Annotated in this window: 20 protein-coding genes; 15 read left to right on the top strand and 5 right to left on the bottom strand. The window is 71.7% G+C overall.

Going from position 1 to position 21,193, the window contains the following annotated elements:
* Positions 1-39: 39 nt before the first annotated feature.
* On the top strand, positions 40-399 hold the full coding sequence (locus A4U64_RS19420; RefSeq protein ID WP_006940324.1) for an MmcQ/YjbR family DNA-binding protein: 360 nt from the start codon (positions 40-42) through the stop codon (positions 397-399).
* 182 nt (positions 400-581) lie between these two features.
* Here the strand turns inward: A4U64_RS19420 and A4U64_RS19415 are convergent, their stop codons facing one another.
* A complete protein-coding gene (locus A4U64_RS19415) occupies positions 582-821 on the bottom strand; it encodes a hypothetical protein (RefSeq protein ID WP_029541442.1) in 240 nt (79 codons plus the stop codon).
* A 134-nt stretch (positions 822-955) separates the two neighbouring features.
* Here A4U64_RS19415 and A4U64_RS19410 point away from each other — a divergent pair, with 134 nt between their 5' ends.
* The 12 genes from A4U64_RS19410 to purM all read left to right on the top strand — a co-directional run bounded on the left by A4U64_RS19410 (position 956) and on the right by purM (position 15,166).
* Positions 956-1,576 (top strand): DUF305 domain-containing protein, encoded by a 621-nt coding sequence (locus A4U64_RS19410; protein ID WP_065922980.1) that lies wholly within the window; start codon positions 956-958, stop codon positions 1,574-1,576.
* A 105-nt stretch (positions 1,577-1,681) separates the two neighbouring features.
* A complete protein-coding gene (locus tag A4U64_RS19405; protein WP_029541448.1) occupies positions 1,682-3,751 on the top strand; it encodes a copper-translocating P-type ATPase in 2,070 nt (689 codons plus the stop codon).
* A gap of 325 nt (positions 3,752-4,076) precedes the next feature.
* Positions 4,077-4,442, top strand: a complete 366-nt coding sequence (locus A4U64_RS19400) for a hypothetical protein (RefSeq protein ID WP_065922979.1) — start codon at positions 4,077-4,079, stop codon at positions 4,440-4,442.
* A gap of 60 nt (positions 4,443-4,502) precedes the next feature.
* Complete coding sequence (locus A4U64_RS19395; RefSeq protein WP_029541452.1) at positions 4,503-4,853, top strand: VOC family protein; 351 nt, start codon at positions 4,503-4,505, stop codon at positions 4,851-4,853.
* Positions 4,854-5,026: 173 nt separating this feature from the next.
* A complete protein-coding gene (locus A4U64_RS19390; protein WP_065922978.1) occupies positions 5,027-6,325 on the top strand; it encodes a M18 family aminopeptidase in 1,299 nt (432 codons plus the stop codon).
* 69 nt (positions 6,326-6,394) lie between these two features.
* On the top strand, positions 6,395-7,006 hold the full coding sequence (locus A4U64_RS19385; protein WP_029541454.1) for a Uma2 family endonuclease: 612 nt from the start codon (positions 6,395-6,397) through the stop codon (positions 7,004-7,006).
* A gap of 65 nt (positions 7,007-7,071) precedes the next feature.
* The gene (gene purL, locus A4U64_RS19380; protein ID WP_050034640.1) at positions 7,072-9,354 is read left to right on the top strand and encodes a phosphoribosylformylglycinamidine synthase subunit PurL; all 2,283 of its coding nucleotides are present in this window, start codon (positions 7,072-7,074) and stop codon (positions 9,352-9,354) included.
* Positions 9,355-9,357: 3 nt separating this feature from the next.
* A complete protein-coding gene (locus tag A4U64_RS19375) occupies positions 9,358-11,133 on the top strand; it encodes an alpha/beta hydrolase (RefSeq protein ID WP_065922977.1) in 1,776 nt (591 codons plus the stop codon).
* Positions 11,130-11,816: a CPBP family intramembrane glutamic endopeptidase gene (locus tag A4U64_RS19370; RefSeq protein ID WP_043801589.1), complete on the top strand. Its 687-nt coding sequence runs from the start codon at positions 11,130-11,132 to the stop codon at positions 11,814-11,816. Before A4U64_RS19375 ends, A4U64_RS19370 begins: the two co-directional genes overlap by 4 nt.
* An 11-nt stretch (positions 11,817-11,827) precedes the next feature.
* Positions 11,828-12,214, top strand: a complete 387-nt coding sequence (locus A4U64_RS19365; RefSeq protein ID WP_065922976.1) for a sterol carrier family protein — start codon at positions 11,828-11,830, stop codon at positions 12,212-12,214.
* Positions 12,215-12,330: 116 nt separating this feature from the next.
* A complete protein-coding gene (gene purF / locus A4U64_RS19360; RefSeq protein ID WP_006930220.1) occupies positions 12,331-13,917 on the top strand; it encodes an amidophosphoribosyltransferase in 1,587 nt (528 codons plus the stop codon).
* A 175-nt stretch (positions 13,918-14,092) separates the two neighbouring features.
* Positions 14,093-15,166 carry a phosphoribosylformylglycinamidine cyclo-ligase gene (purM, locus tag A4U64_RS19355; RefSeq protein WP_006930215.1) on the top strand — a complete coding sequence of 358 codons (1,074 nt, stop codon included), beginning with the start codon at positions 14,093-14,095 and terminating at the stop codon, positions 15,164-15,166.
* A 252-nt stretch (positions 15,167-15,418) separates the two neighbouring features.
* Here the strand turns inward: purM and A4U64_RS19350 are convergent, their stop codons facing one another.
* The 4 genes from A4U64_RS19350 to ygfZ form a co-directional block, all read right to left on the bottom strand.
* Positions 15,419-15,628, bottom strand: coding sequence for a DUF3073 domain-containing protein (locus tag A4U64_RS19350; RefSeq protein ID WP_006930206.1), 210 nt, complete (start codon positions 15,626-15,628; stop codon positions 15,419-15,421).
* A gap of 182 nt (positions 15,629-15,810) precedes the next feature.
* Complete coding sequence (locus tag A4U64_RS19345) at positions 15,811-16,785, bottom strand: asparaginase (RefSeq protein ID WP_043801593.1); 975 nt, start codon at positions 16,783-16,785, stop codon at positions 15,811-15,813.
* Positions 16,782-17,456, bottom strand: a complete 675-nt coding sequence (locus A4U64_RS19340) for an MOSC domain-containing protein (protein ID WP_006930202.1) — start codon at positions 17,454-17,456, stop codon at positions 16,782-16,784. Before A4U64_RS19340 ends, A4U64_RS19345 begins: the two co-directional genes overlap by 4 nt.
* Positions 17,453-18,583: a CAF17-like 4Fe-4S cluster assembly/insertion protein YgfZ gene (gene ygfZ, locus A4U64_RS19335; protein ID WP_043801598.1), complete on the bottom strand. Its 1,131-nt coding sequence runs from the start codon at positions 18,581-18,583 to the stop codon at positions 17,453-17,455. Before ygfZ ends, A4U64_RS19340 begins: the two co-directional genes overlap by 4 nt.
* A 54-nt stretch (positions 18,584-18,637) precedes the next feature.
* Between ygfZ and A4U64_RS19330 the strand changes: the two genes are divergently transcribed.
* Together A4U64_RS19330 and A4U64_RS19325 are read left to right on the top strand one after the other, a co-directional pair.
* Complete coding sequence (locus A4U64_RS19330) at positions 18,638-19,483, top strand: aminodeoxychorismate lyase (protein WP_029541472.1); 846 nt, start codon at positions 18,638-18,640, stop codon at positions 19,481-19,483.
* A gap of 212 nt (positions 19,484-19,695) precedes the next feature.
* Positions 19,696-21,192, top strand: a complete 1,497-nt coding sequence (locus tag A4U64_RS19325) for a cytochrome ubiquinol oxidase subunit I (protein ID WP_006930196.1) — start codon at positions 19,696-19,698, stop codon at positions 21,190-21,192.
* Position 21,193 lies beyond the last annotated feature (1 nt).

Raw genomic sequence — 21,193 nt, 5'->3', positions numbered from 1 at the left:
TACAACTGGGTGGCCCTGTCCGCCGACCGAGGAGATCCCATGCCCAGCGCGGACAGTGTGCGCGCGATGATGCTGGCGCTGCCCGAGGCACGTGAAGTGGTGGTGGACAGCTGGGGTGACCAACCCACGTACCGGGTGCGGAACAAGATGTTCGGCCTCCTGGGTTACGGTGCGGCCACGGTCTGCCTCAAAGCCACCGTGGACACCCAGGCGGCCCTGCTCCACGAGGATCCGGACGTGTTCCGCGCGGCCCCGTTCTTCGGGCGCTACGGCTGGATCGACGTGGTTTTCGCCGCGGTCGACACGGTCGAGTTGGCGGAACTGATCGAGGATGCGTGGCGGCTGACCGCGCCGAAGCGGGTCGTCGCGGCGTTCGATGCCCGCCGGGAACATCGCTGACGAGCGAGTGCCGCAGGGTGCCGACCATGCCTCGGGTGACCATGCCGCGGGGGACGAGGGCCGGGCGCCCCCGGCTGCCCGCCACTCGGGTTGCGGCAGAGAATTGTTCGGCGACCCGTCGACGACGGATCGGATCGCGGTGACCCCGTGAACGTGCTGCATCGCGTATCGAGCAGGCGGATCTATCGACGCGTCCGTCGTCGGGGCCGCGCGTCCAGTTCGTCGCGCAGAGTCCGGTAGGTTGCGACGTCGATCTCGCCGGAGGCGAGCCGCCGGTCCAGGATCCGGCGGGCGTCGTCGCCGGGATCCGGTGGCGCCGCCGCCCGGACCACCGCCCACACCACCACCCCGGCGAGCAACAGCCAGAACACACCCATTGCGAGGGCGGCGGCCCAGCCTGCGCCGCCGTACCAACCCATCATCGCGCACCTCCTACGACGAGTGTGCGCGCCGCCGCGTGTGGGCGGGCGTTGCGGCCGATGAAGTTTCGATGAAGGACCGGCCGGGGCGGGGCTGCGGCCCCGGACTCGGCCGATACGGCGGGTACCGTCGAATCATGTTGTGGAACAAGAGAGTAGTAGCGGCAGCGGCGGCGGTTCCGCTCGCCCTGATGATCGTGGCGTGTGGCAGCGACGAGCCGCAGCAGCAGGCGGGGACGGCGACTCCGGGCACGTCCCAGACCTCGGTGCCGGCCGGGCAGGCGCAGTTCGTCGACGCGGACGTCGAGTTCCTGCAGGAGATGTATCCCCATCACGCGCAGGCCGTGCAGATGGCCCAGGCCGTGCCCGAACGCAGCGAGGATCCGCAGCTCATCGACCTCGCCGCCCGCATCGAGGCCGCGCAGGAACCCGAGATGGAGCAGATGGTGTCGCTGCTCGACAGCTGGGGGCAGGAGGCGCCGGACGAGGACGGGATGGGTCACGGCGGCATGGGCATGCCCGGCGGGATGCCGGGAATGATGTCCGACGACGAGTGGGACTCCATGATGGGGGCCCGCGGCATGGACTTCGACCGCATGTGGCTGACCATGATGATCGTCCACCACGAGGGCGCGATCGAGATGTCGCAGACCGAGCTGGCCGAGGGCGTGAACCCGGAGGCGCGGCAACTCGCCGAGTCGATCGTCGCGACGCAGCAGGCGGAGATCGACGAGATGCGCGCCATGCTCGAGCGGTAGTCGGTGCCGTGACCGGATCGTGACCGTCCCACCCCTTCCATTTATACCCCCAGGGGGTATCAATGGAGGGGTCCACGGAAACGGAAACGGATCGAGGCGGGAGCCATGACAGAGCTCGCACACCACGGACACGCTGCCCACACCGCGCCGCCCGGAGCGCGCGACGCCCACCGCGCCCGGGACCGGCACGCCGGGCACGGGCCGCACGGTGAGATCTTCCGTCGCAGATTCTGGGTGAGCCTGGTCCTCGCGGTTCCGATCGTGGCGTTCAGCGCCATGTTCGCCGACCTGCTCGGCTACGCGCTGCCCGACGCCGCGTGGGCCGGATGGGTCTCGCCCGTCCTCGGCACGGTCGTGTTCGCCTACGGCGGCAGCCCCTTCCTCGTCGGCGGGTGGAACGAGCTGCGGGACCGCCGGCCCGGAATGATGCTGCTCATCGCCATGGCCATCAGCGTGGCGTTCGCGGCGTCCTGGGTGACCACGCTCGGGCTGGGCGGGTTCGACCTCGATTTCTGGTGGGAACTGGCGCTGCTGATCGTGATCATGCTGCTCGGGCACTGGCTCGAGATGCGGGCGCTGGGCTCGGCGTCGCGCGCGCTCGACGCCCTGGCCGCGATGCTGCCCGACACCGCCGAGAAGGTGACCGCGGACGGCGTCGTGCAGGTCGCCCTCGCCGACCTGGCCGTCGGCGACGTCGCGCTGGTGCGCGCCGGTGCGCGCGTCCCGGCCGACGGCACGGTCGTCGACGGGCGCGCCGACGTGGACGAGTCGATGATCACCGGCGAGTCCCGCGCCGTGCCCCGCGCCGTGGGCGACACCGTCGTCGCCGGCACGGTCGCCACCGACAGTGCACTGCGCGTCCGCATCTCCGCGGTGGGGGAGGACACCGCGCTCGCCGGCATCCAGCGCATGGTCGCCGACGCGCAGGCCTCGTCCTCGCGAGCCCAGGCGCTCGCGGACCGGGCCGCCGCCTTCCTCTTCTACTTCGCCACCGTCGCCGGCGTCCTCACCTTCGCCGTGTGGACGCTGCTCGGCAACGTCGACGAGGCCGTCGTCCGTACCGTCACGGTCCTGGTCATCGCGTGCCCGCACGCGCTGGGCCTGGCCATCCCACTCGTCATCGCCATCTCGACCGAGCGCGCCGCCCGCGCCGGCGTGCTCGTCAAGGACCGGCTGTCGCTGGAGCGGATGCGCGGCGTGGACGTCGTCCTGTTCGACAAGACCGGGACCCTGACCCAGGGGCGGCACGTCGTCACCGACGTCGTCGCCACCGCCGGCACCACCGAGGACGACCTGTTGACCCTGGCCGCCGCGGTCGAATCCGACAGCGAGCACCCCGTCGCCCGCGCCGTCGTCGCCGCCGCGGGAGGGCGAGTCATGTTGCCGACGAAGGATTTCCGCTCCCTGCCCGGCCGCGGGGTGCGGGCCGTGGTGGACGGGGCGACCGTGTTCGTCGGCGGTCCGGCCGTGCTCGCGGACCTGCGGGCGCACGTGCCCGCCGACGTCGCGGCCGCGACCGACCGCTGGGTCGCCCGCGGGGCGTCGGTGCTGCACGTCGTGCGCGACGGCACGGTGCTGGGAGCCGTCGCCCTCGAGGACGCGGTGCGCGAGGAGTCGCGGCAGGCGATCGACGCCCTGCACGCGCGCGGGGTGAAGGTCGCCATGATCACCGGGGACGCGCGGCAGGTGGCCGACGCCGTCGCCGCCGACCTCGGTATCGACGAGGTGTTCGCGAACGTGCTGCCCGAACACAAGGACGCGAAGGTCGCCGAGCTGCAGGCCCGCGGGCACCGCGTCGCGATGGTCGGTGACGGGGTCAACGACGCGCCGGCGCTGGCGCGGGCCGACGTCGGCATCGCGATCGGCGCGGGCACCGACGTCGCCGTCGAGTCGGCCGGCGTGGTCCTGGCCGCAGACGATCCGCGCGCCGTGCTGTCGGTGATCGCACTGTCGCGGGCGAGCTACCGCAAGATGTGGCAGAACCTGGCCTGGGCCACCGGGTACAACGTCGTCGCGGTGCCCCTCGCGGCCGGTGCGTTGGCCTTCGCCGGGGTGGTCCTGCCGCCTGCGGTGGCTGCCGTGCTCATGTCGGTCTCCACGATCGTCGTGGCACTGAACGCGCAGTTGCTGCGCCGGCTGGAGCTGGATCCGGCGAAGGTCGCAGCCCGGAGCTGAGACGACCGTCGCCCGACGCGACGAAAGGGGCCCCGCCGCCGTCCCGATCGGCGGCGGGGCCCCTTCTCCTGCGGTCCGGAGCGCGGCCCCCAACCGGCTCCGGCGGGCACCGCCGAATCCCCCGATCGGCCGTGCCGGGCACCACTATGCCGCACGTCGTCGCCGTTGTCTCGAGTAGCATTACGCATCTTTGCCGGGGCCGTTCGGCCGTCCCCTTCCCGGGCCGGGAAGCGCGTGAGCGCGACGGCTCACCGTGAATTCCGCCTTTCACCGGCGCGGGCGCGTCCCGGCGTGTCACGCTCGAACGATGAAGACCAAGACTGCTGTGGTGGCGGCGGTCGCCGCCCTCTTCCTGCTCACCGCCTGCGGATCCGACGACGAGACGTCCGCGCCCGAGAGCACGACCCGCCCGGCCGGCAGCGTCGCCTCCAGCGTCGTCCAACGTGCCGTCGACGCAGCGAAGTTGGGGACCTTCGTCGCAACCTTCCGGACGGGCTACCCGAACCTGGCCGACGGTCGGGACGACGCCTCCATCGAGGCGATCGTCACCGAAACCTGTCCCCTGATCGACGACGGGGCGAGCGACGAGGAGATCAACAGCCAAGTCGCGGAGCTGTCCGCCAACGGGGCGGTCACCCCCACCGATCAGCAGGTGGACCGCATCACCCAGCTCGTCCGCGCCGCCTGCTGACGGCGAACTCGGTGCCGTGGCGGCACACTCGTGTCGGTCCCGTCCGCTACCGTCCCGGCCATGGCACTGAACATCGGCATGATCACCTTCGACAGCGCCGACCCCGGCCCGCTTGCCACGTGGTGGGCCGAGCAGATCGGCGGCCGGATCGAGCAGGACAACGACGGCTGGTTCTACATCGTCGGAATGCCCGGCACCGCACAGAAACTCGGTTTCCAGAAGGTTCCGGATCCGACCCCGGGCAAGAACCGGGTCCACCTCGACCTGGTGGCGCCCGATCTCGACGCCGAGGTGCGCCGGCTCGTCGAGGCGGGCGCGGGTGAGGTGCACCGCCAGGACATGGGCGGGTTCCGGTGGGTGACGCTCACCGACCCGGACGGCAACCAGTTCTGCGTGGCGGGAGGGCACTGAGCGACGGCGGCAGCGCGGCCCCGGGGGCGGGATTCGATCCCGCCCCGTCGGCGCGGTCGCCGGCGACGCGGTGCGCTCGCGGAGACACTCCCGGTCGTGCATCACGGACGTGCCGGGGTGCGGGGTGGCGCGGCCGGGGTGTGTCGAGGCGGGTGCGGTGCGAGGATGCAGCCATGCCTACGACCACGCCCGCCGACGCACAGGGCCTGTGCAACTTCGTCGATCTGTCGCCGTCGCCGTTCCACGTGTGCGCGACCGTCGCGGCCACCCTCACCGACGCCGGCTTCACGCAGCTCACCGAGACCCAGGTGTGGCCGAGCGAGCCCGGCCGCTACTACCTGCTGCGGGGCGGCTCGTTGATCGCGTGGAGCACCGAAGGCGCCGACGGCGACCCCGCCCGCCCGTTCCGGATCGTCGGCGGCCACACCGACAGCCCCAACCTGCGGGTCAAGCAGCACCCCGACCTCGCCTCGGCAGGCTGGCAACTGGTCGGTCTCGAACCGTACGGGGGAGCATGGCTGAACTCGTGGCTGGACCGCGATCTCGGCGTCTCCGGCCGGCTCACGGTACGGGCCGGCAACGGTGCCGAGGACGTGCTCGTGCGCGTCGACCGGCCGATCCTGCGTGTCCCCCAGCTCGCCATCCACCTCTCGGAGGACCGCAAGGGCGTGCAACTGGATCCGCAGCGCCACGTCAACGCCGTGTGGGGGGTGGGCACCGCGCCGCGGTCCTTCCTCGCCTTCCTCGCCGAGGCGGTCGAGGTCGAGGCCGACGCGATCCTGGGCTGGGAGCTGATGACCCACGACCTGGCCCCGTCCACCCTGGTCGGGGCGGACGCGGACCTCGTCAGCGCGCCACGGTTGGACAACCAGGGCACCTGCTACGCCGGGACCGCGGCGCTGCTCGCCGCCGTCGGCCACGTCGCCGAGCACGGCGGCCCGGTGCCGCTGCTCGCCCTGTTCGACCACGAGGAGGTCGGCAGCATGTCCGACCGCGGCGCGTTCTCGGACCTGCTGAACACCGTGCTCGAACGGGTCGTGCTGGCCCGCGGCGGGAGCCGCGAGGACTTTCTGCGGACCATGGCCGGCTCGGTGGTGGCCTCCGGCGACATGGCTCACGCCACCCACCCGAACTACCCGGACCGCCACGAGCCCGCCCACCGCATCGCGGTGAACGGCGGCCCCGTGCTCAAGGTCAACCAGAACCTGCGCTACGCCACAGACGCCGCCGGCGCCGCCGCGTTCGCGCTCGCCTGCGATCAGGCCGGGGTGCCGCTGCAGCGCTACGTGCATCGCGCCGACCTGCCGTGCGGCTCGACGATCGGCCCCATCACCGCCTCCCGGACCGGGCTGACGACCGTCGACGTCGGGGCTCCGCAGCTCGCGATGCACTCGGCGCGCGAGCTCATGGGAGCGAAGGACGTCACCGCGTACGCCCGCGCTCTCCGGGCGTTTCTCACTCCGGCGAACTGACCGGCACGGCCCGGCATCCGGTGCCAGACTGAGGGGACAATTCGCCCGACCGCGAACGGTGGTGATCCTGTGACCGGCCCGTCGTTCCCCGACCATCTGCTCACGCTCGCCGAATGGACGGAACTGCCCGAATACGAGCAGTTCCACGTCGAGGTCTGCGAAGGGGTGCTGTCGGCGTCGCCGCGGCCCGGATACCTGCACCAGCACGTCGCGTTCGGGCTCGTCGCTCAGCTCGCCGATCAGCTGCCGAAGGAACTGGCCGTGCTCGGCGACGTGGAGGTGCTGCTCACCGAGTCCCCGCTGACGGTGCGCTGCCCGGACGGCATCGTCGTCGACCGGGCGCTGGTCGACGCCGACCCCGACCGCGCGACGGCCGCCGACGTGCGGTTGGTGGTGGAGGTCATGGCCGAGGGCAGCGTCCGCACCGATCGCGTCACGAAGTTCTCCGAGTACGCCGAGGCGCGCATCCCCGCCTACTGGATGATCGACCTCGTCGAACCCGCGACGCTGGGGGTGTTCGTGCTCGACGACGGGTGGTACCGCTACGAGGGGGAGTACACGGGCAAGGTGCTGCTTCCGGCCGCGGGTCACCGGGTGAGCGTGGATCTCGACGCGTTGACGGCGGTGCGGCCGCCGCGGGGCGTCGCACCGGTGGACGGCGCCGGGCGTGCACCCGGATAGACTGGCCGCGGCAGCGCGCGCCCGGCCTGCCGTTTCGATCCCAGAGTGAAGGGACCCGACGCCCAGTGTCACCGCAGGTGGATACCGTCACCCACGCCGCCGAAACCCCCGATGTCGCCCAGCCCTCCCGCGAGCTGGGGCTGAAGGACGACGAGTACGCCCGCATCCGCGAGATCCTGGGCCGTCGTCCCACGGACGCCGAGCTGGCCATGTACTCGGTGATGTGGTCCGAGCACTGCTCCTACAAGTCCTCCAAGGTGCACCTGCGGTACTTCGGGGAGACCACCACCGACGAGATGCGGGCGTCGATGCTCGCGGGTATCGGTGAGAACGCCGGCGTCGTCGACATCGGCGACGGCTGGGCGGTCACCTTCAAGGTCGAATCCCACAACCATCCGTCCTACGTCGAGCCGTACCAGGGCGCCGCGACCGGTGTCGGCGGCATCGTCCGCGACATCATGGCGATGGGCGCCCGCCCGATCGCGGTCATGGACCAGCTGCGCTTCGGCGCCGCCGACGCGCCCGACACCCGTCGCGTCGTCGACGGCGTGGTCCGCGGCATCGGCGGCTACGGCAACTCCCTCGGCCTGCCCAACGTCGGCGGCGAGACCGTCTTCGACGCCTCCTACGCCGGCAACCCGCTCGTCAACGCGCTGTGCGCCGGCGCGATGCGCAAGGAGGACCTGCACCTGGCGTTCGCGTCGGGCACGGGCAACAAGGTCATCCTGTTCGGTGCGCGCACCGGTCTGGACGGCATCGGCGGCGTGTCCGTCCTGGCGTCGGAGACCTTCGAGGGCGACGAATCTTCTTCCGGCCGGAAGAAGCTGCCGGCCGTGCAGGTGGGGGACCCGTTCACCGAGAAGGTGCTCATCGAGTGCTGCCTCGACCTCTACCGCGAGAAGCTCGTCGTCGGCATCCAGGACCTCGGCGGCGCCGGCCTCGCCTGCGCGACCTCCGAGCTGGCCGCCGCCGGCGACGGCGGCATGCACGTCGCACTGGAGCGGGTCCCGATGCGCGCGAAGGGAATGACGCCCGCCGAGGTGCTCTCGAGCGAGTCCCAGGAGCGCATGTGCGCCGTCGTGACCCCGGAGAACGTCGACGCCTTCATGGCCGTGTGCAAGAAGTGGGACGTGCTCGCCACCGTGATCGGCGAGGTCACCGACGGCGACCGGCTCGTCATCACCTGGCACGGTGAGACCGTCGTCGACGTGCCGCCGCGCACCGTCGCGCACGAGGGCCCGGTGTACCACCGTCCGGTGCAGCGCCCGGAGTCCCAGGACGCGCTCGTCGCGGACACCACCGCCGGACTGCAGCGCCCGCAGACTCCCGAGGAGCTGAAGGCGACCCTGCTGAAGATGATCGGCTCGCCGCAGCTGTGCAGCCGCAGGTGGATCACCGAGCAGTACGACCGCTACGTCCGCGGCAACACGGTGCTCGCCGAGAACGCCGACGCGGGCGTGGTCCGCGTGGACGAGAAGACCGGCCGCGGCATCGCGCTGGCCACCGACGCGTCGGGCCGCTACACCCAGCTGGACCCGTACGCCGGCGCGCAGCTCGCCCTCGCGGAGGCCTACCGCAACGTCGCCGTCACCGGTGCCACCCCCAAGGCCGTGTCCAACTGCCTCAACTTCGGCTCGCCCGAGGATCCGGGCGTGATGTGGCAGTTCCAGCAGGCCGTGCGTGGTCTCGCCGATGGATGCGCGCAGCTCGGCATCCCCGTCACCGGCGGCAACGTCAGCTTCTACAACCAGACCGGGGCCACCCCGATCCTGCCGACCCCGGTCGTCGCCGTGCTCGGCGTGATCGACGACGTGCACCGGCGCATCCCCACCGGCCTCGGCCTCGAGCCGGGCGAGACCCTGATCCTGCTGGGGGAGACCCGCGACGAGTTCGACGGCTCGATCTGGGCGCAGGTCGAGCACGACCACCTCGGCGGCGTGCCGCCGAAGGTCGACCTCGAGCGGGAGCGGCTGCTCGCCGAGATCCTCACCGCCGGTTCGCGCGACGGCCTGATCTCCGCCGCCCACGACCTGTCCGAGGGCGGCCTCGCACAGGCGGTCGTGGAGGCCGCGCTGGCCGGCGAGACCGGCTGCCGGATCCTGCTGCCGGAGGACGCGGATCCGTTCGTGACCCTGTTCTCCGAGTCCGCCGGCCGGGTGCTGGTGGCGGTGCCGCGCACCGAGGAGACCCGCTTCACCGGCATGTGCACGGCGCGCAACATGCCGTGGGTGCGGATCGGGGTCGTCGACGAGGGCTCCGACTCCGTCGAGGTGCAGGGCCGGTTCTCGGTCTCGATGGCCGAACTGCGAGAGGTCTACGAGGGCACACTGCCGGCATTGTTCGGGTGAGCGATGGTCGGATCCCAGGTCGATCGGCTGGCGTTGATCGAGGCCCGGCAGGGCCGGATCATCGACGCGGTCACCGAATTCGGTGACCGTCATCCCCACACCGCTCAGGCGTGGGGACTGCTGAGCCTGGATTTCACCGGCATCGCCTTCGCGGCCCTGTTCTTCTGCTGGTCGCTGACCCCGTCGCTGCTGCCCCGCGACTGGTTGTTCCAGGGCATCATCGGCGGCATCAACGTCGCCATCGGCTACGGCGTGGGGTGTGCCGTCGGCTGGGCCGGGTACCGGCTGCTGCTGGCGAACCGACCGTGGTGGCCGCCGCCGCTGCCCGTGCTGCGGGCGATCAAGGTCGCGGTCCCCGTCGCGGCCGTGCTCGCGTCGCTGGTGGCCCTGGTGTTCGCCTCGCGGCAGCAGCGTCAGCTCGCCGCGCTGATGAATGCCGAGGGCACCACCACCAGCGGGTATCTGCGGACCCTGGTGCTTGCCGCCGCCGTCGCGATCACCCTGATCGCGACCTGGCGGGGGCTGCGCGAACTCGCGGGAATCGTCGCGTGGCAACTCGTGCGGCGCCTGCGCATGCCGCCGGGTGCGGCTCGCTCGCTCGGTGCGCTGCTGGTGGTGCTGGTGGTCTTCATGCTGATCGACGGTGTGCTGGCCCGGGGTGCGTACGCGGGACTCAACGTGGTGTTCGGTCTCCAGAACAGCGAGACCCGCCCCGGGATCACCCAGCCGCTCGTGCCCGAGAAGTCCGGGAGCCCGGAGTCGTTCGCGGCGTGGGACACGCTCGGTTACCAGGGCCGCGACTTCGTCGGCCGGGGACTGAGCGCCGCGGAGCTGACCGCGATCAACGGCGCCCCGGCGAGGGAACCGATCCGGGTCTACGCCGGGCTCGAGACCGCCGACACCCCCGAGGCGCGTGCCGACCTGGTGATCGACGAGCTCGAACGCACCGACGCGTTCGACCGCGAGGTGCTCGTCGTCATCCCGACCACCGGCACCGGATGGGTCAATCCGACCGCGGCGATGATGATGGAACTGGTCCACAACGGCGACGTCGCCCTCGTCGCGTGGCAGTACTCGTACATGCCGAGCTGGATCTCGTTCCTCGCCGACCGCGAGAAGGCCGCCGCCGCCGGCGACATGCTGATCGACCGGGTGCACAACCGGTGGCTCGCCCAGGCCGCCGAGCATCGCCCGAAGCTGTACCTGTACGGGGAGAGCCTCGGAACCCAGTCGGGGGAGGGCGCTTTCGACACGCTCGCCGAGATCCGCGACACCGTCGACGGTGTCCTGTGGGTCGGTCCGCCCAACTCGAACCGCCTGTGGCGTCAGCTCGTCACCCGGCGCGACCCGGGCACCACCGAGGTCGAGCCGGTGTACGCGGACGGTCTGGTGGTGCGCTTCGCCGACAACCGCGCGTCGATCGGCGAACCCGACACTCAATGGTTGTTCCCCCGGATCCTGTACCTGCAGCACGCCTCCGATCCGGTGGTGTGGTGGTCCCCGGACCTGATCTTCAGCCGGCCGGACTGGCTGTCCGAACCGCCCGGACCCGATCGGCTGCCGCAGATGCGGTGGTTCCCGTTCGTGACGTTCTGGCAGGTCTCGGCGGATCTGACCAACGCCGCGGGGGTACCCGACGGTCACGGCCACAACTACGGCACCACGGTGCTCGACGGGTGGCTCGCGATCGCCCGGCCCGAAGGCTGGGCGGAGACCGACACCGAGCGGGTGCGGTTCGCGCTGAGCGTCATCGACGACCTGCAGGGACCGGAGAAGTGAGCCGGCCGGGACGGGCTCGCCGCCGGCCGTGGCTCGGTCCGGTCGTCGCCGCGGCGGTCGTCGGCTGGGGTGCGGTGCTGCCGGCCACGCGCCTCGGGCCGCGGGGGCGGGCCGTGCTGTCCGCAGCGGTCGGCGCCGCGGCGGTGGGTGCGGCGCGGGCCTCGGGCCTGGAACGGGCGACGCTGGGACTGGACCCGGTGCACCTGGTGTCCGGCGCCCGCTGGGGTGCGGCCGCCGCGACCGTCCCGCTCGCCGCCTACGGGGTGATGCTGGCCGTCCCGTCGCTGCGTGCCCGGCTCGTCGACGAGGCCCGTGCCGAACGTGAGGACTTCTACGAATGGGTGGGCCTGCACATTCCCTTCGGCACCGTCGCCGCCGAGGAACTCCTGTTCCGCAGCGTGCTCGCGGCGCTGCTCGGTCCGGGTGGGGCGGGGTCCGGCCTGCACGCGGCGGCCTTCGGGCTGTGGCACGTGCGGCCCGCGAGGGACGCCGGTCACCACGTGCTCGGAACCGTGCTGGTCACCGGACTCTCGGCGGTGGTCTTCGACGGGCTGCGCCGGCGCAGCGGCAGCGTCCTCGCGCCGGCACTGCTGCACCTGGCCCTCAACGCCGGCGGCGCGGTGGCCGTCCGCCTGGCCGGCCTGCCGCCCGAGGAGGACGCCGCCGCGCCGCGGCGGCGTTAGGCTGGCTCGCCGTGGCACCGCGCAGACCCGTCGACCCCGCCGAACTCCGCGCCGCCCTGCTCCGGGTCGGTCCGTGGCTGCGGGCGGAGACCGACGACGCGCCCGCCCGCACCGACCTCGCGACGGCCGTGCGCCTGAGCGCCCGTGCCCTCGAACAGGTGGCGCCCGGATCCGGCGTCGAGGTCCGGGTGCCGCCGTTCGTGGCGGTGCAGTGCATCGAGGGACCCCGCCACACCCGGGGCACCCCGCCCAACGTGGTCGAGACCGACCCGCGGACGTGGCTGCGGCTGGCCACCGGTCTCGTCGGCTTCGCCGACGCGGCCGCCGAGGGATCGCTGGACGCGTCCGGCAGCCGGGCGGGGGAAATCGCGCACTGGATGCCGCTGCTGCGGTTGTGAGTGGGGGGCTACGGGACGCCGGATGGGGCCCCGGCGGCCCGTCGGGGCGGGGCACCGTCGCGCGACCCGTAGAATGGTGTTGCCTCTCTTCTGTCCAGCCCCCAGGGAGCACCCCGGTGACCAGTGCCGATCTGTCGGTCCACACACGTAATCTCCTCGCAGCCGAGGAACCTGAGAACGAACCTCGCGAGGAGTGCGGAGTCTTCGGAGTGTGGGCTCCGGGCGAGGATGTGTCCAAGCTCACGTACTACGGCCTCTATGCGCTGCAGCACCGCGGCCAGGAGGCGGCCGGCATCGCCGTCGCCGACGGCTCGCAGGTTCTCGTCTTCAAGGATCTCGGGCTGGTGAGCCAGGTCTTCGACGAGCAGACGCTCGCCGCCATGTCCGGTCACATCGCGATCGGGCACTGCCGCTACTCGACCACCGGGTCGACCACCTGGGAGAACGCCCAGCCGATCTTCCGCACCACCGCGGCCGGCACCGGCGTCGCGCTCGGCCACAACGGCAACCTGGTCAACACCGCCGAACTCGCCCAGCGCGCCCGCGAGCTGGGCCTCGGCGAGGACCGGCGGGCGGTCACGGCGACCACCGACTCGGACATCGTCGGCGCGCTGCTCGCGCACGCCGCCGCCGACAGCACCGTCGAGCAGGCGGCCCTCGAGCTGCTGCCGACCCTGCGTGGTGCCTTCTGCCTCACCTTCATGGACGAGCACACGCTCTACGCCGCCCGCGATCCGTGGGGAATCCGGCCGTTGTGCCTGGGTCGCCTGGACCGTGGCTGGGTGGTGGCCAGCGAGACCGCCGCGCTCGACATCGTCGGTGCGTCCTTCGTGCGCGACATCGAGCCCGGCGAGCTGCTCGCCATCGACGCCGACGGCGTCCGCTCGACCCGCTTCGCGAACCCCGAGCCCAAGGGCTGCGTGTTCGAGTACGTCTACCTCGCGCGTCCGGACTCGACGATCGCGGGCCGCTCGGTGCACGCGACCCGCGTCGAGATCGGCCGGCGCCTGGCCAAGGAACACCCGGTCGACGCGGACCTGGTCATCCCGGTCCCCGAGTCGGGCACCCCGGCCGCCGTCGGCTACGCCCAGGGCTCCGGCATCCCCTACGGTCAGGGCCTGATGAAGAACGCCTACGTGGGCCGCACCTTCATCCAGCCGAGCCAGACCATCCGGCAGCTCGGCATCCGGCTCAAGCTCAATCCGCTGCGCGAGGTGATCCGCGGAAAGCGGCTCGTCGTCGTCGACGACTCGATCGTGCGTGGCAACACTCAGCGCGCCCTGATCCGCATGCTCCGCGAGGCCGGTGCGCTCGAGATCCACGTGCGGATCGCGTCGCCGCCGGTGAAGTGGCCCTGCTTCTACGGCATCGACTTCGCGTCCCCGGCCGAGCTGATCGCCAACGGCGGCGGCACCCGCGACGCCTCCGAGCTGACCGGGCACGACTTCGACGAGATGGTGGAGATGGTGCGCCGTTCGATCGGTGCGGACTCCCTCGGGTACATCTCGATCGACGGGATGATCGGCGCCACCGAGCAGCCCGCATCGCGCCTGTGCGCCGCGTGCTTCGACGGGCACTACCCGATCGCGCTGCCGAAGGAGCACGCCGTCGGAAAGAACGTGCTCGAAGGCATGCTCGGCGGGGCCGCGGGCACCGCGCCGGTGCTCGACAACGACAACGCGGACGCGTTGAGCCGCCCCTAGACCCACCCGCCGCCGCGATGGCGGCGGCCACGGTTTCGCGTCGTCGCGCGTCGGCGGTCCGACCCGGTCAGGTACCTTGAGGTGCGCGATCGGCGGGCTTCGGCGTGCGTGCGCGCGCCCGGCAGCGATGCCGACACACCTGTTCACCACAACTCGAGGCTGGAGCCGACAACCCATGACCGAGGACACAACCCCCGGAGCTTCCTACGCAGCGGCGGGCGTGGACATCGAGGCCGGCGATCGAGCCGTCGAACTGTTCGCACCGCACGCGAAGAAGGCGACCCGCCCGGAGGTGCTCGGCGGCCTCGGCGGATTCGCGGGTCTGTTCGCGCTCAAGGGTGACTACAAGGAACCGCTGCTCGCGGCGTCCACCGACGGCGTCGGCACCAAGCTCGCCGTCGCGCAGGCCCTCGACAAGCACGACACGGTCGGTCTCGACCTCGTCGCGATGGTCGTCGACGACCTCGTGGTCTGCGGCGCCGAACCGCTCTTCCTGCAGGACTACATCGCGGTCGGTCGCGTGGTGCCCGAGCGGGTGGCCGAGATCGTCGGCGGCATCGCGGCCGGCTGCGTCCAGGCCGGTTGCGCGCTGCTCGGCGGCGAGACCGCCGAGCACCCCGGCGTGATGGCCGACGGGGACTACGACCTGTCCGCCACCGGTGTCGGCGTCGTCGAGGCCGACAGGCTGCTCGGACCCGACCGGGTGCGCCCGGGCGACGTGGTCATCGCCATGGGCTCGTCGGGCCTGCACTCCAACGGATACTCGCTGGCGCGCAAGGTCCTTCTCGACATCGGCAAGATGAGCCTGACGGCACACGTCGACGAGTTCAGCCGCACCCTCGGCGAGGAACTGCTCGAGCCGACCCGGATCTACGCGAAGGACTGCCTCGCGCTGGCCGCCGAGACCGAGGTCCGTACCTTCTGCCACGTCACCGGCGGGGGACTCGCGGGGAACCTGGCCCGCGTGATGCCGAAGGGACTCGTCGCCGAACTCGACCGCACCACGTGGAGCCCGGCTCCGGTGTTCGGGCTCATCGCCCAGCGCGGCCGCGTCGAGCGGGCCGAGATGGAGAAGACCTTCAACATGGGCGTCGGCATGGTCGCGATCGTCGCGCCCGAGGACGTCGACCGGGCCCTCGCGGTGCTCACCGCGCGGCACATCGACTGCTGGACCCTGGGCACCGTGCGCAAGTCGCAGGACCAGGACGACGTGCGGGCCGTGCTGGTGGGCGACCACCCGCGGTTCTGACCCGGCGCCGGCCCGAGTCCGGCATCCGGGAACGCCCCACCCCGGAACCTCTCCATACCCGAAACACGCAGCGCCCGGGCCGTTCAGGACGGCCCGGGCGCTGCGCGTCGTGGTGATGAAGAAGTTTTCGGGATCGCCTCACCGCCCGACCGGGTCCGCAGAGCTGTGCGGGATCCGGGCGGAGGGGAGGGGTGCCCAGCGGGAGGGGGGAGTCGGTGGTCCGACTCCCCCCTCCCGTGCGTGAGGCTCGGGTCAGCGACGCCAGTCGTCGTCGTAGTCGTCGTCCCAGGCGGAACGACCGTCCGGGCCGGAACGCTGGTCCGCGAAGACCTCGTCCCGGTGCGAGTTGGGTGTACCGCCAGACAATTCCCGCTGGAGGCTCTCGAAGTCGGTGGCCGGTGAGCTGTACTTGAGCTCCCGTGCAACCTTGGTCTGCTTTGCCTTAGCCCGGCCGCGGCCCATGGCTAACCCCCTCGCGCCTTGACGGGGCGGCCTGGGGAATTTGGCGGCCCCGGTTAATTGAGTATTTTCCTGGCCACCACTCTAGCGTGCAAAAGTCGGTTCCGCCTCCACACACCTGGTTGCGGCAGTGTCCGATTGGTCTCACCCACAGGCGACCTGGGCAAATGCGGTGCCGGTGGCGCTCAGAGCACCCCGGGGATCGCCCGCACCGTGCCGACCCGGATGCCGCCGCCGAGCACCGGCTGCGAGGCGAGCTCCGCGTGGTCCTCGGACCATGTCACGCCGAGGTGGTGCAGCAGGGCGGCCGTGAGGGGGAGCCGGGCCCGCTCGTGGCCGTCGTCGATCTTGAGGGCGAACGCGGTGCCGTCCGGCAGGGCGCCCGCGTGCACGCCGTCCGCGCCGGCCTTGCACAGCAGCCCCGGCACCGCGGGCATCAGCCGGGCGTCGTCCTTGCCGCTGCCCGAGACGAGGCGCGGATGACGCCGGATCGCGTCGGCGACGGCCCGTTCCGGCGTCCCGGGCGCGGCCGTCGCCAGCCGCGAATAGGCGCGGGCGAGGTTGAACAGCGGTAGCGGCACGATCGGCAGTCCGCACCCGTCGATTCCGAGATCGGTGTCCTCCACGTCCCCGGCGAGCTCGAGGATCGTCTCGAGCACGGCCTGCTGCAGCGGATGGGCGGAGTCGAGGTAGCCCGGCTCGTCCTGCTCGGCGCGGACGGGCCAGCCGTTCGCGGCGCACGTCGCGAGCATCGCCGCGTGCTTGCCGGAGCAGTTCATGTACACCGTCCGCCGTGGGCGGCCGGCCGCGACGATCGTCGCGCGGGCCGGTTCGTTGCCCGGCAGGTCCGGCGGGCACTGCAGGTCGTCCTCGGTGAACCCGTGCCCGGCGAGCAGCGCGTGCACGAGCCGGACGTGATCCTCCTCGCCCTCGTGGGAGGCCGTCGCGATGGCCAGTTCCTCCGTCGAGCTGGGCACGAATCCGTGGCGCAGCAGGGCCACCGCCTGCAGCGGCTTGTTCGACGAACGCGGGTAGACGGGCGTGTGGATCTCTCCGAGGGCGATCCGCACCTCACCGTCCGGCCCGACCACGACGAGCGAGCCGCGGTGCACGCATTCGCGGAATCCGGACCGCACCACTTCCACGAGTTCGACGCTCAATACTCCACCTGCACCTCTCGTCCGGCGACTCGTCTGCGAGCCTTGTCGGCGACACTAGGGGACAAGTCGGCCTGCCGTTCGAGCATCACCGCGATCCGCGCCGGGTCCCGGCCGGTGAACAGCTCCCGCACGGTCACCCCGTGCTCGGGCACGTGCACGACGGTGATCCCGTCGCCCGCCTCGACCGGGCCCTCGACGATCACCTTCAGGTACGCGCCGGTGTCGCCGCGGGCCGCGAACCGCTTCACCCAGCCCGGTTCCTGCGCCCACACCCCGAACGTGCCGCACGGGGTGCGCGGTCCGGTGACCTCGAGGAGCAGGCCGGCGGAGCCGATCCGCCAGCGCTCGCCGATCACGGCATCCGACGTGGCGATCCCGCTCACGCGCAGGTTCTCGCCGAACCAACCCGCGGGCAGTTCGCGGCCGAGCTCGTCGGCCCAGCGGCGCACCTCGTCCTCGGCGTACGCGTAGACGGCCTTGTGGCGGCCGCCGTGGTGGGCGGTGTCGCACTGCCGGTCGCCGTGCAGGCCGAGCTGCCGGACCGGCACGGGCCCGGGCACGGGCCGCTTGTCGATGGCGGTGTACGGAACGCGGCGGGTGCCGCTGTGGCGGACGGCGTGCACCACGCAGACCGCCTCGACCCGGCCGGTCGGGACGTACGGGTGGCTCACCGCCCGCGGAGCCGTTCCACGGCGAGCCGGCCGGCCTGCACGGCGGCGTCGTCGGGCACCGAGTCCGGATCGATCGCCGCGGCGCAGGGTCCGGCGACGAGCGCCGTACCGACGGGAACGTTCCGCTTGACGAGGGCCAGCGCGACGGGACCGAGCTCGAAGTGGTCGACGACGGTGCCCACCCGGCCGACGGCGCGACCGTCGGCGGTCACCGGGTCGCCGGGTTCGGGCCGGCCCTCGGCGGAACCGTCGAGGTGCAGCAGGACGAGGTGCCGGGGCGGCTTGCCGAGGTTGTGCACCCGCGCGACGGTCTCCTGCCCCCGGTAGCAGCCCTTGTCGAGATGGACGGCGCCGCGCTCGGCCGGGCCGCCGATCCAGCGGGCCTCGTGCGGGATGGTGCGCTCGTCGGTGTCGAGGCCGATGCGCGGGCGCAGCGAGACGACCCGCAGCGCCTCGAACGCCCAGGTGCCCGCCGGGCGGGCACCGGCGTCGACGAGGGCGGTGAACACGTCGGCGAGCCGTTCCCGGGGTACGAGAAGGTCCCAGGCGTCGTCGGTGGGCCAGGGCATGCGCCGGACGAGCCCGCCCCCGGGCAGCGCGGCCGCGGCGTAGACGTCGGCGGGCAGGGCGTCGATGCCCAGCGCGGCCAGGACGGCGGCATCGCCGGCGTGCGGACCGAGCAGGGTGAGCACGGCCAGTTCGTTGCCGTCCCGCGGCTCGGCCTTGGACCAGAACACCATCTTGGTGAGGAACGCGAGCAGGTCCGGTCCACGCTGCGGCTCGGTGTCGATCCAGGTGACGCCGTCGAGATCGGTCTGCACGAAGTGGTGCTCGACGCGGCCCTGCGCATCGAGGCTGAGGTTCTCCGCCGAGGTGCCGTCGCGCAGCTGCGCGACGTGCTGGCTCGAGATGGTGTGCAGCCAGCTCAGGCGCTCCTCGCCGGGAACGGCGACGACGAACCGGGTCGAGCGGTCGACGACGGCCACGCCGGTGAGGGCGGCGCGCTGTTCACCGAACGGGTCGCCGTAGTGCCACGGCAGTCCCGCGTCGGGGGTGCCGGCCGGCGCAGGGACGGCGCCGGGGCGGGCAAGGAGTGGGCTGTCGGTCACGGAGGGAGTGTCGGCCACGACACCAGTCTAGGAGCGCGGGTCTGTACCGGGAGGAATGGATAGGGTGTGCGCATGGCTGAGCGGGTGCTGGTGACGCTGGACGGCGAGGTTCGGGACGCGGATGTGCCGCTGCTGCACGCGGACGACATCGGGGTGCTGCGCGGCGACGGGGTGTTCGAGACGCTCCTCGTGCGTGGCGGGCGGGCACGCACCGTCGAACAGCACCTGAGCCGGCTCGTGTCGTCCGCCGCGGCGGCGGGACTGCCGGCCCCCGAGCGCGACGACTGGCGGCTGGCGATCGAGGTCGCGATCGAGCAGTGGGACGCGGAGCGGGAGGGGGCGTTGCGCCTGGTGTACACCCGCGGCCGGGAGGGCGGGAGTGAACCGACCGCGTTCCTGTTGCTGACGCCGGTGGCCGAACGGGTGTACAAGGCCCGCAAGGACGGGGTGTCCGTGGTGACGCTCGAGCGCGGCTACTCGGTGGATCTCGCGTCGAAGGCGCCGTGGCAGCTGCTCGGGGCCAAGACCCTGTCCTACGCGACGAACATGGCGGCGCTGCGGCACGCCGAGTCGCTCGGCGCCGACGATGTGATCTACATCAGCAGCGAGGGGTACGTGTTGGAGGGGCCACGTTCGTCGGTCCTCATTGCGCGCGGCCGCACGCTCATCACTCCGCCGCCGGAGCAGGGGATCCTGCCCGGCACCACGCAGCAGGCGCTGTTCGACGTCGCGGGCGACCACAATTTCGTGGTGCGGTACGAGCCGGTCCGTCCTGCAGATCTTGTTGTGGCGGAAGGTGTTTGGCTCGTCTCGAGCGTTGCTCTGGCGGCGCGGGTGCACACCCTCGACGGGCACGCCCTGTCCCGCCGTGCCCTGGTCGGTGAGGTAGAGGCGTTGGTGGACGCCGCGGTCGAGTGAGCGCCGCCGCGGCCCGGCCGGGGGCGTGCCGCTCGCGCGATCGGAAGCATGTGTCGGTCGACACCGTCGACGCTTCTGTCCACTTCTACTACTGTTAGTAGTAACAAGGTCTCCGGCGCGTGCGGCGGATGGTCCCTTGTGCACAGAGTCCGAGGCCCCGAGCCCGCGCCCCGGATTCGGAGCCTGTCCCTGGGCGTCACCTCGGAGTAGCCATGGATGTGTTGGACCTGTCCCGGTGGCAGTTCGGCATCACCACCGTCTATCACTTCATCCTCGTCCCGCTGACCATCGGTCTCGCCCCGCTCATCGCGATCATGCAGACCATGTGGGTGGTCACGAAGAAGGACCACTGGTACCGCCTGACGAAGTTCTTCGGCAAGCTCTTCCTCATCAACTTCGCTCTCGGCGTGGCCACCGGCATCGTCCAGGAGTTCCAGTTCGGCATGAACTGGAGCGAATACTCCCGCTTCGTCGGGGACGTCTTCGGCGCCCCGCTGGCGCTCGAGGGCCTGGTGGCGTTCTTCCTCGAGTCGACCTTCCTGGGCCTGTGGATCTTCGGATGGGGCCGGCTGCCGAAACTGCTCCACCTGGCGACGATCTGGCTGGTCGCGATCGGCGTGAACGCCTCCGCGTACTTCATCATCTCGGCCAACTCGTTCATGCAGCACCCCGTCGGTGCGACGTACAACCCCGAGACCGGGCGTGCGGAGCTGACGAGCATCTGGGAACTGCTGACCAACAACACCGCGCTCGCGGCGTTCCCCCACACCGTCGCCGGGGCGTTCCTCACCGCCGGCACCTTCGTCGCGGGCATCGCCGGCTGGTGGATGGTGCGCAACATGCGGCGCGCCGCGCAGGCCGAGCCGGTCGAGGCCGACCGGCTCGAGGGTGAGGCCCGCGGGATGTTCCGCCCCGCCGCCCGCCTCGGCATGCTGGTCATGATCGTCTCCGGTGTCGCGCTCTTCGTCAGTGGCGACATCCAGGCGAAGCTCATGTTCGAACAGCAGCCGATGAAGATGGCGTCGGCGGAGTCGTTGTGCCACACCGAGACGGACCCCAAGTTCTCGGTCCTGACGATCGGCACGCACAACAACTGCGACGGTGTCATCCACGTCCTCGAGGTGCCGTTCGTGCTGCCGTACCTCGCGCAGGGCGAGTTCACCGGCGTCACCCTGCAGGGCGTCGAAGACCTGCAGGACCAGTACGAGGAGCAGTTCGGCCCCGGCAACTACCGGCCCAACCTGTTCGTCACCTACTGGTCGTTCCGCGCCATGATCGGCCTGGCCGCCGGTTCGGCCGCGCTGGCCCTGGCCGGGCTGTGGGTCACCCGCCGCGGCCGCGTCCCCGACCAGAAGTGGTTCGGCTGGTTGAGCATCCTCGCCATCCCCACGCCGTTCCTGGCCAACAGCGCCGGCTGGATCTTCACGGAGATGGGACGCCAGCCGTGGGTGGTGCACCCCAACCCGACGGGCGTGGACATGATCCGGCTCACCGTCGACCAGGGCGTGTCGAACAACTCGTCCGGCGCCGTGATCGCCTCGCTGGTGGCCTTCACCGTCGTCTACGGCGCGCTCGGCGTCGTGTGGTTCTGGCTGATCCGCCGCTACACCATCGAGGGCCCGTTGCCGCACGACGCCCACCCGCCGGGTGAGCACGACGACGAACCCGACGACACCGGCCGGCCCAAGCAGCTGTCCTTCGCGTACTAGG

The organism is Rhodococcus sp. WB1 (genome assembly GCF_001700945.1).
GTDB classification, from domain to species: Bacteria; Actinomycetota; Actinomycetes; order Mycobacteriales; family Mycobacteriaceae; genus Rhodococcus; species Rhodococcus aetherivorans.
This window is presented reverse-complemented; position numbering and strand designations above follow the sequence as displayed.

Excerpts from the sequence above, each read along its gene's own strand:
- A4U64_RS19415 (WP_029541442.1), bottom strand. The coding sequence starts at position 821 with ATGATGGGTTGGTACGGCGGCGCAGGCTGGGCCGCCGCCCTCGCAATG.
- A4U64_RS19420 (WP_006940324.1), top strand. The coding sequence starts at position 40 with ATGCCCAGCGCGGACAGTGTGCGCGCGATGATGCTGGCGCTGCCCGAG.
- A4U64_RS19405 (WP_029541448.1), top strand. The coding sequence starts at position 1,682 with ATGACAGAGCTCGCACACCACGGACACGCTGCCCACACCGCGCCGCCC.
- A4U64_RS19395 (WP_029541452.1), top strand. The coding sequence starts at position 4,503 with ATGGCACTGAACATCGGCATGATCACCTTCGACAGCGCCGACCCCGGC.
- A4U64_RS19325 (WP_006930196.1), top strand. The coding sequence starts at position 19,696 with ATGGATGTGTTGGACCTGTCCCGGTGGCAGTTCGGCATCACCACCGTC.
- A4U64_RS19350 (WP_006930206.1), bottom strand. The coding sequence starts at position 15,628 with ATGGGCCGCGGCCGGGCTAAGGCAAAGCAGACCAAGGTTGCACGGGAG.
- A4U64_RS19390 (WP_065922978.1), top strand. The coding sequence starts at position 5,027 with ATGCCTACGACCACGCCCGCCGACGCACAGGGCCTGTGCAACTTCGTC.
- A4U64_RS19410 (WP_065922980.1), top strand. The coding sequence starts at position 956 with ATGTTGTGGAACAAGAGAGTAGTAGCGGCAGCGGCGGCGGTTCCGCTC.
- A4U64_RS19330 (WP_029541472.1), top strand. The coding sequence starts at position 18,638 with ATGGCTGAGCGGGTGCTGGTGACGCTGGACGGCGAGGTTCGGGACGCG.
- purM (WP_006930215.1), top strand. The coding sequence starts at position 14,093 with ATGACCGAGGACACAACCCCCGGAGCTTCCTACGCAGCGGCGGGCGTG.
- A4U64_RS19375 (WP_065922977.1), top strand. The coding sequence starts at position 9,358 with ATGGTCGGATCCCAGGTCGATCGGCTGGCGTTGATCGAGGCCCGGCAG.